The sequence below is a fragment of the Streptomyces sp. NPDC051315 genome, assembly GCF_044455165.1.
Lineage (GTDB): Bacteria > Actinomycetota > Actinomycetes > Streptomycetales > Streptomycetaceae > Streptomyces.
Map to the genome: position 1 here is coordinate 1 of NZ_JBITEN010000005.1, position 16,337 is coordinate 16,337.

11 protein-coding genes are annotated in these 16,337 nt (G+C 72.7%); 7 read left to right on the plus strand and 4 right to left on the minus strand.

The window, feature by feature from the left end:
• The 4 genes from ACIBBD_RS11410 to ACIBBD_RS11425 all read left to right on the plus strand — a co-directional run.
• On the plus strand, positions 1-247 hold a 247-nt coding region (locus tag ACIBBD_RS11410; RefSeq protein ID WP_399419113.1), incomplete at its 5' end, for a phosphopantetheine-binding protein.
• A 9-nt stretch (positions 248-256) separates the two neighbouring features.
• Positions 257-7,585, plus strand: coding sequence for an amino acid adenylation domain-containing protein (locus ACIBBD_RS11415; protein WP_399419114.1), 7,329 nt, complete (start codon positions 257-259; stop codon positions 7,583-7,585).
• 48 nt (positions 7,586-7,633) lie between these two features.
• The gene (locus ACIBBD_RS11420; protein ID WP_399419115.1) at positions 7,634-8,032 is read left to right on the plus strand and encodes a nuclear transport factor 2 family protein; all 399 of its coding nucleotides are present in this window, start codon (positions 7,634-7,636) and stop codon (positions 8,030-8,032) included.
• Positions 8,033-8,109: 77 nt separating this feature from the next.
• Positions 8,110-9,186 (plus strand): branched-chain amino acid aminotransferase, encoded by a 1,077-nt coding sequence (locus tag ACIBBD_RS11425; protein ID WP_399419116.1) that lies wholly within the window; start codon positions 8,110-8,112, stop codon positions 9,184-9,186.
• A gap of 285 nt (positions 9,187-9,471) precedes the next feature.
• Here the strand turns inward: ACIBBD_RS11425 and ACIBBD_RS11430 are convergent, their stop codons facing one another.
• A complete protein-coding gene (locus tag ACIBBD_RS11430) occupies positions 9,472-10,125 on the minus strand; it encodes a Rho termination factor N-terminal domain-containing protein (protein WP_399419117.1) in 654 nt (217 codons plus the stop codon).
• Between the two features lie 205 nt (positions 10,126-10,330).
• Here ACIBBD_RS11430 and ACIBBD_RS11435 point away from each other — a divergent pair, with 205 nt between their 5' ends.
• The 3 genes from ACIBBD_RS11435 to ACIBBD_RS11445 all read left to right on the plus strand — a co-directional run bounded on the left by ACIBBD_RS11435 (position 10,331) and on the right by ACIBBD_RS11445 (position 12,988).
• Positions 10,331-10,801 carry a hypothetical protein gene (locus ACIBBD_RS11435; protein ID WP_399419118.1) on the plus strand — a complete coding sequence of 157 codons (471 nt, stop codon included), beginning with the start codon at positions 10,331-10,333 and terminating at the stop codon, positions 10,799-10,801.
• The gene (locus ACIBBD_RS11440; RefSeq protein WP_399419119.1) at positions 10,798-11,973 is read left to right on the plus strand and encodes a zinc-dependent alcohol dehydrogenase; all 1,176 of its coding nucleotides are present in this window, start codon (positions 10,798-10,800) and stop codon (positions 11,971-11,973) included. The genes ACIBBD_RS11435 and ACIBBD_RS11440 overlap by 4 nt, the downstream gene beginning before the upstream one ends.
• Before the next feature lie 64 nt (positions 11,974-12,037).
• Entirely contained in the window at positions 12,038-12,988 is a 951-nt protein-coding gene (locus tag ACIBBD_RS11445) for a Rieske 2Fe-2S domain-containing protein (RefSeq protein ID WP_399419120.1), read from the plus strand.
• 201 nt (positions 12,989-13,189) lie between these two features.
• Here the strand turns inward: ACIBBD_RS11445 and ACIBBD_RS11450 are convergent, their stop codons facing one another.
• The 3 genes from ACIBBD_RS11450 to ACIBBD_RS11460 form a co-directional block, all read right to left on the minus strand.
• A complete protein-coding gene (locus ACIBBD_RS11450; protein ID WP_399419476.1) occupies positions 13,190-14,725 on the minus strand; it encodes a non-reducing end alpha-L-arabinofuranosidase family hydrolase in 1,536 nt (511 codons plus the stop codon).
• A 224-nt stretch (positions 14,726-14,949) separates the two neighbouring features.
• Positions 14,950-15,915: a glycoside hydrolase family 6 protein gene (locus tag ACIBBD_RS11455; RefSeq protein WP_399419121.1), complete on the minus strand. Its 966-nt coding sequence runs from the start codon at positions 15,913-15,915 to the stop codon at positions 14,950-14,952.
• A gap of 149 nt (positions 15,916-16,064) precedes the next feature.
• Entirely contained in the window at positions 16,065-16,310 is a 246-nt protein-coding gene (locus ACIBBD_RS11460; RefSeq protein ID WP_399419122.1) for a hypothetical protein, read from the minus strand.
• Between the last annotated feature and the right edge of the window lie 27 nt (positions 16,311-16,337).

A 16,337-nucleotide genomic window follows, 5' to 3' on the forward strand; every position in this document is an offset into this window, starting at 1 on the left:
GAAGCTCCTCTGCGACCTCTTCGCCGACGTCCTCGGCGTCCCCGACGCAGGCGTCGACGACGACTTCTTCCACCTGGGCGGCCACTCCCTCCTCGTCACCCGCCTCATCAGTCACATCCGTGCGGTGTGCGACATCGAACTGTCCATCAAGACCGTGTTCGAAGCGCCCACGCCCGCCTCCCTCGCCGACCGCCTGGACGGCGCCGAGAAGGCCCGGCCGGCCCTGCGGCGCCGGTCCCGCTCCTGAGGAGAAACCATGATTCCGTTGTCGTACGCCCAGCAGCGGCTGTGGTTCCTCAGCCGCACGCAGCCGAACCCCAGTTACAACGTGCCGTTCGCGCTCCGCCTGCGCGGCACCCTGGACGCCGACGCTCTCCGCCGGGCGCTGAGGGACGTCCTCGGCCGTCACGAGGCGCTGCGCACCCGGTTCCCGGAGTCCGGGAACGGTCCCTGGCAGGACGTCCTCGCGGCCGAACAGGCCGAAGTCCCCTGGGAGTTCACCGCCACGGACCCGGCCGGGCTGTCCGCCGGCCTGAGCGCCGCCGCCCGCCATGTCTTCGACCTGACCACCGAACTCCCGTTACGGGCGACCCTGTTCACGGTCGCCGACGACGATCACGTCCTCCTGCTCGTCTGCCACCACATCGCCGCCGACGGCTGGTCCCTCGGCCCGCTCGTCCGGGACCTCGCCACGGCCTACACCAGCCGCACCGCCGGACGGCAGCCGGTGTGGCCCGAACTGCCGGTGCAGTACGTGGACTACACGCTGTGGCAGCAGGAGGTGCTGGGACGCGTGGAGGACCCGGACAGTGTGGCGTCCCGGCAGTTGCGGCACTGGAAGGAGGTCCTGGCGGATCTGCCGGAGGAGTTGGTGCTGCCCGCGGACCGTGCGCGTCCGGCTGTGCCCAGTCACCGGGGTGACGCGGTGCCCCTGGCCCTGGGCGCGGAGGTGCACGGTCGGGTGGTGGAGCTGGCCCGGTCGTCGGGTGCGACGGTGTTCATGGTGTGCCAGGCGGCTCTGGCCGCGCTGTTCACCCGGCTCGGGGCGGGGAGCGACATTCCCCTCGGGACGCCCGTGGCCGGTCGCACCGACGAGGCCCTCGACGACCTCGTCGGCTTCTTCCTCAACACGCTCGTGCTGCGGACGGACACGTCGGGGGATCCCACCTTCCGTGAGCTGCTCGCCCGGGTCCGTGACACCGACCTGGAGGCGTTCGCCCATCAGGACCTGCCCTTCGAACGGCTGGTGGAGGAGCTCAACCCGGCCCGCTCCCTCGCCCGGCACCCCCTCTTCCAGGTGATGCTCGTACAGAAGGACGCGGGCGGCCCCGGCGGTCGCACCGCCCCCTGGCCGGGGCTGGAAGTCGAGACGCTCCCCATCGGCACCGGTTCGGCGAAGTTCGACCTGACGGTGGGGATCGAGGAGCGGTACGACTCCCGGGCCCACCCCGCCGGGCTGGTCTGGACGCTCGGCTACGCCTCCGATCTCTTCGACCACGCCACCGTTGAACGGCTCGCCCAGCGCCTGTCGGTCCTGCTCACCGCCCTCGTCCACGACCCCGACCAGGCCCTCGGCGCCGTCGACCTCCTCACCGACGAGGAACGCCGCCGACTGCTCCCCGTACCGGGCGAAGGCCGGCCGGCCGCGGCGCCCCGGCGCGTCGACCGACTCTTCGAGGAGCAGGCGGCCCGTACGCCCGACGCGACCGCGCTCCTCTTCGGGGACGAACACGTCACCTACGGCGCTCTCGACGGACAGGCCACCCGCCTCACCCACCGCCTCCACGCCCACGGGGTGCGGGCCGGGGACATCGTCGCCGTACACCTGGAGCGTGGGCCCGATCTGGTCCGTGCCCTGCTCGCCGTGCTCAAGGCCGGAGCGGCCTACACGCTGCTCGACCCGGACTTCCCCGGCGAGCGCCTGTCCGCCGTCCTCGCCCAGACCCGGGCCACCGCCGTCGTCACCGCCCGGGACGTGCCCGGGTGGCTCGCGGCCACCGGCATCCCGCTGGTCCACCCCGCCGCCTCCGACACCGATCCCCGTACGGACACCGATCCCCGTACGGACACCGATCCCCGTACGGACGGCGAACCCCTCGTCCGCACCGGCCCCGACACCGCCGAGGCGCCCGCCTGCGTCCTGTTCACCTCCGGCTCCACCGGCCTTCCCAAGGGTGTGGTGGCCCCGCACCGGGCGCTCACCGGCACGCTCACCGGACAGGAGTACGCCCCCTTCGGCGCAGGCGAGACCTGGCTGCAGAGCGCGCCCATGTCCTGGGACGCCTTCGCCACCGAACTCCTCGGCCCGCTGCTGAACGGGGGCCGCGTGGTGCTCCAGCCGGGGCAGCGGCCCGACCCGGCCACCATGGCCGAGCTGGTCGTCCGGCACGGCGTCACCGTCCTCAAGGCGTCGGCGAGCCTCTTCAACCACCTGCTCGACGAGCACCCCGAGGCGTTCTCGGGCCTGAACGCCGCCATGACCGGAGGCGAGGCCGCCTCCGTCGCCCACGCCGCCCAGGTCCTCGAACGGTTCCCGCAGGTCCGCGTCACCAACGGCTACGGGCCCGCCGAGAGCATGGGCTTCACCACCACCCACACCGTCACCGCCGCCGATCTGACCGGTTCACCCATCCCGATCGGGACACCCGTCCACGGCAAACACGCCGTCGTCCTCGACGACCGGCTCCGGCCGGTGCCGCCGGGCGTGCCGGGGGAGCTGTACCTGTCCGGTGCCGGGCTCGCGCTCGGCTATCTGCACCGTCCCGCAGCCACCGCGGAGCGGTTCGTCGCGCACCCGTGCGGCGCGCCCGGGGAGCGGGCCTACCGCACCGGCGACCTCGTGCGCCGCCGGGCCGACGGTGTCCTCGAATACCTCGGTCGTACCGACGACCAGGTCAAGGTCCGCGGGTTCCGGATCGAGCCCGCCGAGATCGAGGCCCATCTCACCGCACACCCCGACGTCCGTCAGGCCGCCGTCGTCGTCCGGGAGGACCGCCCCGGTGACAGGCGCCTGGTCGCGTACGTCGTCCCCGCCCACCCCGGAACGACCCCGGCCGGCCTGCGGGCCCACACCGCCGCCCGGGTCCCCGATCACATGGTGCCGTCCACGTTCGTCACCCTGGACGCCCTGCCGCTCACCCCCAACGGCAAGCTCGACCGCCGCGGGCTGCCCGCCCCCGAACTCGCTCCGTCGCCCGTCGGCCGAGCCCCGCGCACCCCGCGCGAGGAGATCCTGTGCGGGCTGTTCGCCGAGATCCTCGGCGTCGGCGCGGTCGGTGCCGACGACGGCTTCTTCGACCTCGGCGGCCACTCGCTGCTCGCCGCCCGGCTGATCACCCGGGTCCGTGCCGCACTCGGTGTGGAGATGACCGTCCGCGACCTGTTCCAGGCTCCGACCCCCGCCGGTCTCGCCGGCCGGCTCGACGCCGCCGTCCGGGCCCGGCCCCCTCTGCGCCCGGTGCCCCGCCCCGAGGCACCGCCGCTCTCCTTCGCCCAGCAGCGACTGTGGTTCTTCAGCCGGGTGGAGAGCGGCAGTCCGCTCTACAACGTGCCGTTCGCGCTCCGCCTGCGCGGCACCCTGGACGCCGCCGCTCTCCGCCGGGCGCTGAGGGACGTCCTCGGCCGTCACGAGACGCTGCGCACCCGGTTCCCGGAGTCCGGGAACGGTCCCTGGCAGGACGTCCTCGCGGCCGAACAGGCAGAAGTCCCCTGGGAGTTCGCCGCCACGGACCCGGCCCGGCTGTCCGCCGACCTGAGCGACGCCGCCCGCCGCGCCTTCGACCTGACCACCGAACTCCCGTTACGGGCGACCCTGTTCACGGTCGCCGACGACGACCACGTCCTCCTGCTCGTCCTGCACCACATCATCTGCGACGGCTGGTCGATCGGGGCCCTGGCCCGCGAGCTCGCCGACGGCTACACGGCCCGCACCAGCGGCCGGCCGCCGTCCCGGCAGCCACTGCCGGTGCAGTACGTGGACTACACGCTGTGGCAGCAGGAGGTGCTGGGACGCGCGGAGGACCCGGACAGTGTGGCGTCCCGGCAGTTGCGGCACTGGAAGGAGGTCCTGGCGGATCTGCCGGAGGAGTTGGTGCTGCCCGCGGACCGTGCGCGTCCGGCTGTGCCCAGTCACCGGGGTGACGCGGTGCCCCTGGCCCTGGGCGCGGAGGTGCACGGTCGGGTGGTGGAGCTGGCCCGGTCGTCGGGTGCGACGGTGTTCATGGTGTGCCAGGCGGCTCTGGCCGCGCTGTTCACCCGGCTCGGGGCGGGGAGCGACATTCCCCTCGGGACGCCCGTGGCCGGTCGCACCGACGAGGCCCTCGACGACCTCGTCGGCTTCTTCGTCAACACGCTCGTGCTGCGGACGGACACGTCGGGGGATCCCACCTTCCGTGAGCTGCTCGCTCGGGTCCGTGACACCGACCTGGAGGCGTTCGCCCATCAGGACCTGCCGTTCGAACGGCTGGTGGAGGAGCTCAACCCGGCCCGCTCCCTCGCCCGGCACCCCCTCTTCCAGGTACTCCTGGTGAAGAAGGACCCCACCGCCTCCGGCCAGGCCGAATCCATGCCCGGCCTGCACACCGAAGTGGTCCCGGTCGGCACCTGGGTCGCGAAGTTCGACCTGACGGTGGGGATCGAGGAGCGGTACGACTCCCGGGCCCGCCCCGCCGGGCTGGTCTGGACGCTCGGCTACGCCTCCGATCTCTTCGACCACGCCACCGTTGAACGGCTCGCCCAGCGCCTGTCGGTCCTGCTCACCGCCCTCGTCCACGACCCCGACCAGGCCCTCGGCGCCGTCGACCTCCTCACCGACGAGGAACGCGACGCGGTCCGCCACCACTGGAACGACACCGCCACCCCCGTCGCCGCCACCACGCTGCCCCGGCTCTTCGCCGAGCAGGCCCGCCGCACGCCCGACGCCACCGCCGTCCTCTTCGAGGACCAGCAAATCGGCTACGCCGCGCTCGACGCCCGCGCCGAGCACCTCGCCCGCCATCTGGCCGCCCACGGAGCCCGCCCCGAACGCGTCGTCGCCGTCGCCCTGCCCCGCTCGGTGGAGCTGCTGGTCGCCCTGTACGCCGTGCACAAGGCCGGCGCCGCCTACCTGCCCATCGACCCCGACTACCCGCGCGAACGCGTCGCCCACATGCTGGACGACGCCGCGCCCACCCTCGTCCTCACCCCCGGACTCCTCGCCGAGCTCGAAGCCGCTCCCGCCCCCGGCTCCGTGCGCGAACTGCCCGAGGCCCGGCCCGGACACCCCGCCTACGTCATCTACACCTCGGGCTCCACCGGCCGGCCCAAAGGCGTCGTCGTCACCCACGCCGCGATCGTGAACCGGCTGGCCTGGATGCAGCACACGTACGGTCTCGAACCCGGCGAACGCGTCCTGCAGAAGACCCCGTCCAGCTTCGACGTCTCCGTATGGGAGTTCTTCTGGCCGCTGATCACCGGCGCCACCCTGGTCGTCGTCCGGCCCGAGGGCCACAGGGATCCCGACCACCTCGCCACCCTGATCCGGCGTCACTCCGTCACCACCGCACACTTCGTGCCCTCGATGCTGGAGGCGTTCCTCAGCGCCACCGGCATCGCCGACTGCCGCTCCCTGCGGCGCGTCATCTGCAGCGGCGAGGCCCTGCCCACCGCCCTCGCCGAACGCCTCACCGCGGCCTGCGCCGCCGAAGTGCACAACCTCTACGGCCCCACCGAAGCGGCCGTCGACGTGACCAGTCACCGCTTCGAACCGGCCGGCACCGGCACCACAGCCCCCGCGGCCGCCGTCACCGTCCCCATCGGCCGCCCCGTGTGGAACACCGGCGTGCACGTCCTGGACGCGGCGCTGCGGCCGGTGCCGCCCGGAGTCACCGGCGAGCTGTACCTGTCCGGTGCCCAGCTCGCCCGGGGCTACCTGGGCCGTCCCGGCCTGACCGCGGAACGCTTCACCGCCGCTCCCTTCGGGCCACCCGGCAGCCGTCTGTACCGCACCGGCGACCTCGCCCGGTGGCGCGGCGACGGAGTGGTGGAGTTCCTCGGCCGCGCCGACGACCAGGTGAAGATCCGCGGCTTCCGTATCGAACTCGGCGAGATCACCGCTGTGCTCTCCCGTCACCCCGGTGTCCGTCAGGCGGCCGTCGTGGTCCGCGAGGACCGGCCCGGCGACAAGCGCCTCGTCGCCTACGTCGTCGGCGAGGCGGACGCGCACGACGCGGACGGCGTGGACGACCTGCGCGGCCACGCCGCCCGCGCACTGCCCGCCCACATGGTGCCGGGGCAGTTCGTACGCCTACCCGAACTGCCCCTGAGCCCCAGCGGCAAACTCGACCGCCGCCGCCTGCCCCGGCCCGTCCGAGCGGACGCCACAGCCGTGCGCGGTCCCCGGAACAGCCGAGAGGAGACCCTGTGCGGGCTGTTCGCGGAGGCGCTCGGCGTGGAGACGGTGGGGATCGACGACGGCTTCTTCGACCTCGGCGGCCACTCGCTGCTGGCCACCCGCCTGATCGGCGGCATCCGCCGCGCCTTCGGCGTCGACCTCGGCATCCAGGCGCTGTTCGAAGCGCCCACCGTCGCGGGGCTCGCCTCCCGGCTCACCGACGACGGCCTCACGACGGGGGCACAGACCGACAACTCGCTCTCCTGCCTGCTGCCGCTGCGCCCGCGCAGCGCCCTCGCGCACGCCGCACCGCTCTTCTGCGTCCATCCCGCGGCCGGGATCAGCTGGGTGTACGCGGGGCTGCTGCGCCATCTCGGGCCCGAACGCCCGGTGTACGGGCTCCAGGCCCGCGGTCTGACGCCGCCGGAGCTTCCGGCGGCCGGGCTCGACGCGATGGTCAAGGACTATCTGGCGGAGCTCCGCTCGGTGCAGCCCGAGGGGCCGTACCACCTCCTCGGCTGGTCCTTCGGCGGGCTCGTCGCCCATGCGCTGGCCACGCGGCTGCGCGCCGAGGGGCAGGAGGTGGCGCTGCTGGCGATCATGGACGGCTATCCGCACCTCGCGACGGCACCGTCCGACACCGGCACCGACACGGACGCGGGTGCCGACACCGACAGCGACGCGGGCACAGCCCCGAGCCCCCGTCTCGCCGCGGAGGCGGACGGTCTCCCGCCCGGCGCCGGCCCGGGCACCGAACCCGGCAGCGCCGCGATCCGGCCCCCGTCCTGGATGGCCGGCGGTCCGCCGCCCGCCGCCTGCCCGCGGACGCTCGCCGCCCTGCTGACGTCCCTGGGCCTCCCCGTCCCGCACGGCCCCCTGACCTTCGCCCGGTTCGAGGAGACCGTACGGGAGAGCGGCGGTCCGCTCGCCCGGTCCGACGGCCCCGTGCTCGCCGCCCTGGCGGAGGTGTTCTCCTCGAACGTCCGGCTGCGGCACGAGTTCGCTCCCGAACGCTTCGACGGCGATCTGCTGTTCTTCGCCGCCACCGAAGGCCGGACCGGCCCCCGCCCGCGGCCGGAGGAGTGGCGCCCGTACGTCGCGGGCCTGATCGATGTCCACGAACTTCCGTGCGCGCACGGCGACATGACCCGGCCCGGGCCACTCGCGCTCGTAGCCGGCGTACTGGCCGGCCGGCTCTCCCTGCCGAAGGCCTGAAAGTCCGACCCACCCGTCCCGATTCCTCCACCGCTCAGGAGAACCCGCATGCGGACCGACGACCACACCGCCACCACCGTCCCCGTCACCGCTTCGGCCGCCGAGGCCGATGTGCGCCGCTACTACGAACTGGTCGACGCCGGTGACGTCCCCGGCCTGGTGGGCCTGTTCACCCCCGACGCCACCTACCACCGCCCGGGCTACGAGCCGCTCGCGGGACACGAGGGCCTGACCCGCTTCTACAGCGCCGACCGCGTCATCCGCACGGGACGGCACACCCTCACCAGGGTCGTCGTGGAGGGCTCCGACGTCGCCGTGCACGGCGAGTTCAACGGCGAACTCCACGACGGCACCCGGGTCGGGCTGCGCTTCGCCGACTTCTTCCAGCTCACCGCGGACGGCCGGTTCGGCCGTCGCGACACCTTCTTCTTCGCCCCGCTCGTCTGACCGGCGCGCGGCCACCTGACCCGACGCCCCTCCCCGCCCCCACCGTCACGTACCGACTCGTCTCCCAAGGACTCGCCATGACCCTCACCTTCGACCAGAGCCCCGTCGCGTCCGCGCCCCAGCCCGTCCGTTCCCCGGGCCACGGCGACGCGTTCACGGACCACATGTTCACGCTGGCGTGGAACCCGACGGACGGCTGGCACCAGCCCGAGCTGACGCGGCTGCGCGACCTCACCCTGCACCCCGGCACGATCGGCCTGCACTACGCCCAGGTCATCTTCGAGGGCCTCAAGGCCCACCGTCAGGCCGACGGCGGGGTGGCCGTGTTCCGGCCGTGGGACCACGCCCGCCGCTTCCAGCGCTCGGCCCGCCGTCTGGCCATGCCGGAGCTGCCCGAGGAGATCTTCGTCGACTCCATCGAGCAACTGCTCCGCGCCGACCAGAACCTGCTCTCCGACGACCCGAGCCACAGCATCTACCTGCGGCCCCTGATGTTCGGCACGGACGCCAATCTGATGCTCCGTCCGTCCCACACCTACCAGTACCTGCTCATGGCGTTCGTCGCGGGCGGCTTCTTCGGCAAGGACCTGGAGACGGTGTCGGTGTGGGTCAGCCACGAACACAGCCGCGCCATCCCGGGCGGCACCGGCAACGTCAAGTGCGCCGGGAACTACTCCGGTTCGTTCGTCGCCCAGCTCCAGGCGCAGGAGGCCGGCTGCCAGCAGGTGGTCTGGCTGGACCCGGTGGAGCGCACCTGGGTCGAGGAGATGGGCGGCATGAACCTGTTCTTCGTGCGCGGCACCGGCCCCGGGGCAGAGATCGTGACCCCGTCCCTGAGCGGCTCGCTGCTCCCCGGTGTCACCCGCGACACCCTCCTCGGCCTCGCGGAGGGGATCGGTTACGTCCCCCGGGAGGAGAAGGTCTCCCTGGAGCAGTGGCGCCGCGAGTGCGCGCAGGGCCGCATCACCGAGGTGTTCGCCTCCGGCACCGCCGCCGTCGTCACCCCCGTCGGCCAGGTCAAGGACCGCGACGGCAACTGGACGATCGGTGACGGGACCCCCGGCCCCGTCACCCTCACCCTGCGCGACGCCCTGGTGAACCTGCACCACGGCACCGCCCCCGACCCCGAGGGCTGGCTCCACCACGTCTCCTGACGCCGCGGGGCCCGACCGCACGCAGGCGACACGGCGCGACGCGGGGCCGGTGAGCCGACTCACCGGCCCTCCGCACGGCCTCCCGCACGCGCGACATCGACACGGCACCACACATCGCGCGGCGACGGGCGGGACCTCGGCACACGGGACGGGCCCGCCGCCCCGGCGTGTACCGCCGGCGGCCGGCGTGCTCCCGGGACGGCGACCACGGAGCCCGACCCGCGGTCGCCGCACCCCGTGCCGCTACGGGCCGCGCCGGCCGCTGACCCCTCGATCGGCTCCCGGCTACGAGCCGCGCCGACCGCTGATCGCCTCGATCAGCTCCTCCTTGCGCATCTGGGAGATACCGCTGAGGCCCTTCTGGCGAGCCATGTCGCGCAACTCGTCCACGTGCATCTCGCGGAGTTCTTCCTCGGACGCGCCGGTCCCGGCGGTCCCTCCGGTCGCCTGCGTTCCACCGCCCATGGACGCACCGGCGGGGGTGGTCGCACTCGGCGGTGAGGTGGGGTAGCCCTCGCCCGCCTCGCTCGAGCCCATCTGCCGGACGAGCTGTTCGAGCAGCCGCTCCGTCTCCCGGCAGGCCTTCGCGGACAGGTCGAAGTAGGGGATATCCCTGAACTCCTCGGCGGCGTCCGCGCTCGCCCGGAGGACGGTGCGGGTCGCCTCGATGACGGCCATCGTCGTGGGGGCGTCGTAGCCCGTCTGCCGGGCCAGGATCCGGGCGGTGACCGTGCACAGGTCGGCGCAGTCGTTGTCGAGCCGCACGCACTTGATGGACATCACGATCTTTTCCGGATCCTGCTCGGCGGCTGCCGCGTCGGCGCAGGTGAGACAGACACCGGCGCACTCGTACAGCTTGTCGACCGCCTCGCCAAGGAGCCTGGGCGGCATTCCCGTCTCGGCGGGATAGGCGTCGAGCAGTTTCTCGACCAACGACATGGCGTCCTCCGTCCGGGGGTGCGTTTCCTCCGGTGAACCACGCTTCCATCCGAGCCGGAGACCTGCCACCGGAGACGGAGGCACACCGCGTCGAGGCGGTCGTCGAGCGGCTCGGAGATGAGGTGGGGGGAGTCGGGGTACTCGGCGCGACGCGGGCGGCGGTGTCCGCCCGTCACCCCCCACCTTCGCCGAGAGGTGACCGACTATGACGTCAAGGAAAGTGCTCTGGACGGCCGCCGCGGGTGTCACCGCCGGCGCTGGCCTCGCCCTGCGCCGGATGCGGACGGGCCCGTCCGCAACGGCCGCCGAGAACCGGTGGCTGTCGGTGACGGTCAACCGCGGACCGGGCGACATCGAGCCCGAGAAGCTGCCGTCGCCGTTGCGGGAGTACGGGGACCGGATCGAGACACGGATCCGCCCCGCGCCCGGTGACCGGGGCACGGAACTGGCCGTACGCCTGAGGCAACCGCAGCCGGAGGCCGCGCATTCACTGCCCGCCCGGATCACCGGCCAGGACCCCCGGCAGGATCTGCGCCGCGCCCTGCGCGAGGCCAAGGCGCTGCTCGAGACGGGAGAGGTCATGCGACCCGACACACCGCCCACCACACACGACACCCCCGGCGGGAAACTCGTCGGACTGCTGAGCCGGCGCGCGGGCGGGGAGGGGGTGCTGTGAAGGCGCTGTGCTGGGAGGGAGTGAACAAGCTCGCCGTCGAGGACGTGCCCGACCCGGTCCTGCGCAACGACCAGGACGTGATCGTACGGTTGATCGCGGGCACCACCTGCGGCTCCGATCTCCATCTCATCGGCGGCTACATCCCGTTCATGCGCTCAGGGGACGTCATCGGGCACGAGTTCCTCGGTGAGGTCGTCGAGGTCGGTGGCGGCGTGCGCCGGCACAAGGTGGGCGACCGGGTGGTCGTCTCCTCGTTCGTCGGATGCGGCCGCTGCTGGTACTGCACCCACGACCTGTGGTCCCTGTGCGACAACACCAACACCAACCCCGGCATCGGACAGGCCCTCTTCGGGGCCGACACCGGCGGCATCTTCGGCTACTCGCACGCCATGGGCGGACTGCGCGGCAGCCACGCCGAATACGTGCGCGTCCCGTTCGCCGACTACGGGGCCTTCCCCGTTCCGGAGGGCATCGACGACACCAGCGCCCTGTTCGTGTCGGACTCGGTGCCGACGGGATGGATGGGGGCCGACCTGGCGGGCGTGCGGCCCGGAGACGTCGTCGCCGTCTGGGGCTGCGGCGCCGTCGGACAGATGGCGGCGCGCGCCGCGATCCTCCTCGGCGCGGAACGCGTGATCTCCATCGACCGCATCCCCGAACGGCTGGAGATGACCGAACGGCACATCGGCAGCGAGGTCATCGACTACACCTCCACCGACGTCGGGGCCGAACTGCGTGAACGCACCGGCGGCCGGGGCCCGGACGTGTGCATCGAAGCGGTCGGCATGGAGGCGCACAGCGACACCCTGGTGCACGTCTACGACCAGGTGAAACAGCAGTTGCGGCTGCAGACGGACCGGCCCACCGCCGTCCGGGAGGCCATCCACGCCTGCCGCAAGGGCGGCACCGTCTTCGTCCTCGGCGTGTTCGCCGGCGCCGTCGACAAGTTCCCCCTCGGCACGGTCGTCAACAAGGGCCTGACCGTGCGCGGCGCACAGCAGCACGGCCAGCGCTACATCCCGATGCTGCTCGACCGGATGGCGGCCGGGGAGCTGAGCACCTCCCACCTGGCCACCCACACCGTGCCCCTCGACGAGGCGCCACGCGCCTACGAGATGTTCAAGCAGAAGGAGGACGGCTGCGTGCGCGCCGTCATCCGGCCGGCCGGATGAACCGTGGGCGGCGAGTCCGATTCGCTGCCGTTTGTCGCGTTCTCAGGTGGGGGACTCGGCGCCCATGACTGCATCGCCACGCCACCGCCGGATGAAGCAGAACCGAGTTCTGTGGCTCCTGGACCGTCTGGAACGGGCGCCCTGGGCCGACCCGACGATCGACACGCTTCGGACAGCGGTACGCTCCCTGCCGCTGGGGCGCGGACGGGACCTGCTGCACGGCAGGTGGCTGGGGCACCCGGTCCATCCGCTGATGGTGCAGGTACCGATCGGGAGCTGGCTGTCCGCGGCCGTGCTGGACACGCGGCCCGGCCGCTCCCGCGAGGCGGGCCTGCTCGTCGGGGTCGGGCTGGCCGCCGCGGCGCCCTCCGCGCTGGCGGGTGCCGTCGACTGGGCGGAACTGCACCGCGAGCAGGCGCGCGTGGGGCTGGTGCACGCCATGGCGAACTGGGCGGCCGTGGGACTGTACGCGACCTCGCTCGCCTGCCGCCTCAAGGGGCGTACGCGGGCCGGCCGGGCATACGGCTTCCTGGGACTGACGGCGGTCGGGGTGGGCGGCATGCTGGGAGGCCACCTGGCCTATCGCCAGGCGTCCGGCGCCAACCACGCGGAAGAGGTCCCGCACGTCGTCCGCGACGTCTGGCACCGGATCGGCGCCGTCGCCGAGTTCCCGGCCGGACAGCCCGTGCGGCGCGTCGTGGACGACGTACCGGTCCTGGTGGTCCGTGAGTCCGGCGGGACGATTCACGCGCTGGCCGAGCGGTGCAGCCACCTCGCCGGACCGCTGTCCGAGGGCACGGTCGCCGACGGGTGCGTCCGGTGCCCGTGGCACGGCAGCGTCTTCCGGCTCTCGGACGGCTGGAACGTACGCGGCCCGGCCACCGCGCCGCAGCCCGCCTTCGACACCCGGATCCTCGACGGTCACGTCGAGGTGCGGCTGCGCCGGGACGGCCGGGAAGCGAACGGCGAGTGGAGCGGGACAGGAGCGCACAGGGCTCATCGGCACGCGGGCTGACAGCCGCCTCGCACGACGGGGTTGCCCTGGCCGAACGGGAGGCGCTCGAGCGTACGGGCTTCTCCGGCGCACCCGGGCCACGCGCGACCCGGGTAACCGTCCGGAACGGCTCGCCGCCACCGCCGCTCCCTCCCCGACAGGTGCCGCGCCCGCCGGCGTCGAGTTGGCCGGCGGGCGCGTGGTGGGCCGGCGATGGTGCGGTCAGCAGGTGGAGTTGGTCTGGGTGAGCAGGCCCATGCGCCAGGGCAGGCGGAGGTAGTCGCCGCCGGCACTGGGGTCCATGCCCTGGTAGACGTACTGCAGACGGCACGGGTCGATGGTCAGGGTCTGGTCGTTGGAGGCACGGACGAGTTCTCCGTGGCTGATGTCCTGGGTCCAGGCACCGCCGGGGAAGGAGACGTTCGCGCGGCCGGCGAAGGGTTCGTTCTCCGTGGCGGCGAGGGGGGTCCAGGTGCCGGTGAGGCTGGTGGAGGTGAACGAGCGGAAGTAGCGTCGGCCGGTGGAGCCGATGGCCTCCTGGAGGAGCAGGTACTGGTTCCGGCCCGCGACCTTGTAGACGTTGGACGCTTCGAACAGGTTGAACTTGGTGTCCGACAGCACTATCTGCGTGTTGCCGAAGCCGTTCGGGAAGCTGGCCAGGCTGGTCTGGGCGCGGTAGATGTGCCCGTTGTCGTCGCTGAAGAACAGGTGACAGGTGGCCGTGTCGCAGATGACCCAGAAGTCGATCCAGGTGCCGTCGCCCTTGTTCTGGGTGACGATGGGCGGCTCCTGGGAGATGAAGGTGCGCGGCGCGGACCACGAGCGCGGGTCGGCGGGGTTGGTACTGGTGGAGTAGGTGGGCGGGCCGGTCTGGTAGACCATGTACCACAGGTTCTGCGGCGCGAAGTAGAACACCTGCGGGGCGGCCCGGTAGCCGGGGCCGATGGCCGAGGCGGTGTCCAGGTAGGTGTGCGGCGCTGAGGCGGCCTGGGACCAGTCGGCGAAGTTGAACTGCACCAGACCCCAGCCGGAAGGGCTGGCGGTGGTCGCGTAGGTCAGCCACTGGTTGTTGTGCCGCACGACGGAGAAGTCCTTGACGGCCAGCGCCTGGGGGTGCTGGGCGTCCGGCTTCGGACCGGCCAGCACGCCGCTGGAGGACCACCGGAACGTCGACGGCAGCGAGCCGCCACTGCCGGAACCGACGCGGACCAGCTGCCACTGCTGGTTGGCCCCGCCCCAGTCGGCGTACTGCACGACCTTGGCGCCGTCCGCGGTGGAGCCGCCCTGCACCTCGACGGCCTTGCCGCTGTCGCGGTTGATCAGCCGGACGTGACCGTCCGGCGCATCGGCCGGCCGGAACTGCTGGTTGGTGCCGTTGAGGTCACTCCACTGCACGATGTCCGCGCCGTCGGCGGTGGAGTAGTTGTAGACGTCCAGCACCTTGCCCGAGTGCTGTGCCTTGAGCCGGTAGTAGCCGCCGCCCGAGTCGACGAACTGGAACCGCTGGTTGGCGCTGTCGGTGCGGGTCCACTGCTGGAGGGCCGCGCCGTTGCCGGTAGCCGCGCCGGACACGTCGAGCGCCTTGCCGCTGCCCCGGTTGACCAGTACGTACCACGCGTTGGGATCCACGGTGGCCGCCTGCGCCGGACCGGCGGCACCGATCGTGGACAACAGTGCCGCCAGGAGGGCGGTCACCGCGGAGAGCACCGCTGTTCGTCTGCCGCGCCTCCACCATCGGGGTGTGTGTGCCGTGCGCATGCCAGTCATGGGCGGACTCTCCTTCGCTGAGTGCCGTGTGGGTGACCGGGCGGCAGACGCGTCGTGCGGAGCTCCCCGTCGACGTCGTCGGGAGCGCTCCCGGTGAACGCGCTGTCGACCGCCTGTGCCGAAGGCCGTGAGTGGTGTATCCGCACGGGGCGGGGCGGACGGCGCCCGCGCCCCGGTCGCGGGGCAGGGATGACCCAGGCCGCGGGAGTCCTGGATCAGTAGCCGTGGATCATCTTGTAGGCGACCTCGGGGAGGAACTGGCCGGCCGAGGAACCGGCGCCGACGCCGCAGTTGCCGTCGGACTCGCCCGGCGTCTTGATCCACAAGAGCATTTCGGCGCCTCCGCCCATCCGGGTGGGGGTGCCGATGCGGCGGCCTGAGGGGTTGCACCACTGGCCGTTGGAGCCGTTGCCGTTGCGGCTGGTGTCCACGACGAACGGCTTGGTGTAGCCGTAGCGGGCTCCCAGTTCACTGTTGACGGCGTTGCCGTAGGCGGTGTTCTCGGCCGTGGTGAAGTAGTTGGAGACGTTGAGGGAGAAGCCATGGGCCTGCCGAAGGCCGGCTTCGTGGAGGCGCCGGGCCATGGTCGCCGGGGCCGCCCACCCCGGGTTGCCGGCGTCGAGGTACACCCAGGTGTTGGGGGCCCGACGGCCGAACTCGCCGAGGGCGCCGGTGAGCATCGCCTCGCGTTCGTCGATCTGAGCCTGGGTCATGCAACCGTAGTCCCCGAGGGAGTCCGGTTCGAGGATGACGACGGCCGGGCGGTCGGCGATCCCGCCGGCGAACTGCGCGATCCAGCTCGCGTAGGCGGACGGCGAGGCGGCTCCGCCCGCGGAGTGCCCACCGCAGTAGTCACGGTGGTAGATGTTGTAGGCGACGAGGAGGGGCAGTTTGTCCCGGTGGTCCGCCGCACCCACGTACGCACCTGTGGCGGTGCCGATGGCGCCGCTCCAGGAGCCGAACCAGCGGGCCATCGGGGTACGGGCGATGGAGGCGTCGACAGCCGGTGCCCGGCCGTCGCCGGGGTGGGCGGCGACCCACCTGCTCGCGCTGGAGTCGGGGTCCACGTAGAACCCGTTGGTCATGGTGGTCGGGTCGGCCGCGTGCGCGGACGGTGCCACGGCGAGCGCCAGCGGCAGAGCGACGAGCGAGGCCAGCAGGGCGCGGAGTCTGCGGCGCATGAATCCACCTCGGTTTCCTGGCAGGGACGCGCCGTGCGCTCTCGTCCCGAGCGTGCGACGCGCTGAGGTAACGGTCCGGCGTCGTCGGTCGTCGACCCGCCGGCCGGGAGGGACGGGCGCCCGGGCCGGAGCCGGGAGCCCGCAGCAGGTCAGCTGCGGTGGTACTGGTCGACGGTCGGGTCCTCGGTCCCGGCGGTGTGGTGCGTGGCGTCCGGCCGTCCGGCGGCCACGGCGGTTCCGAAGTACCGTCCCGACTGGGCCGCTTGGGCGCCCGGAGCGGAGGCCCGGACAGTGTCGGTCGCGCCGGTGGCGGTGCCGGGCGTCATCAGGGCGGCCACGGTCATGAGGGGCAGCACCGCGACTCGGCGACGGCCGAGCCGCTTGATCGGGTTCATGGTTCTCCTCGTACGGTCGCGTGCGGG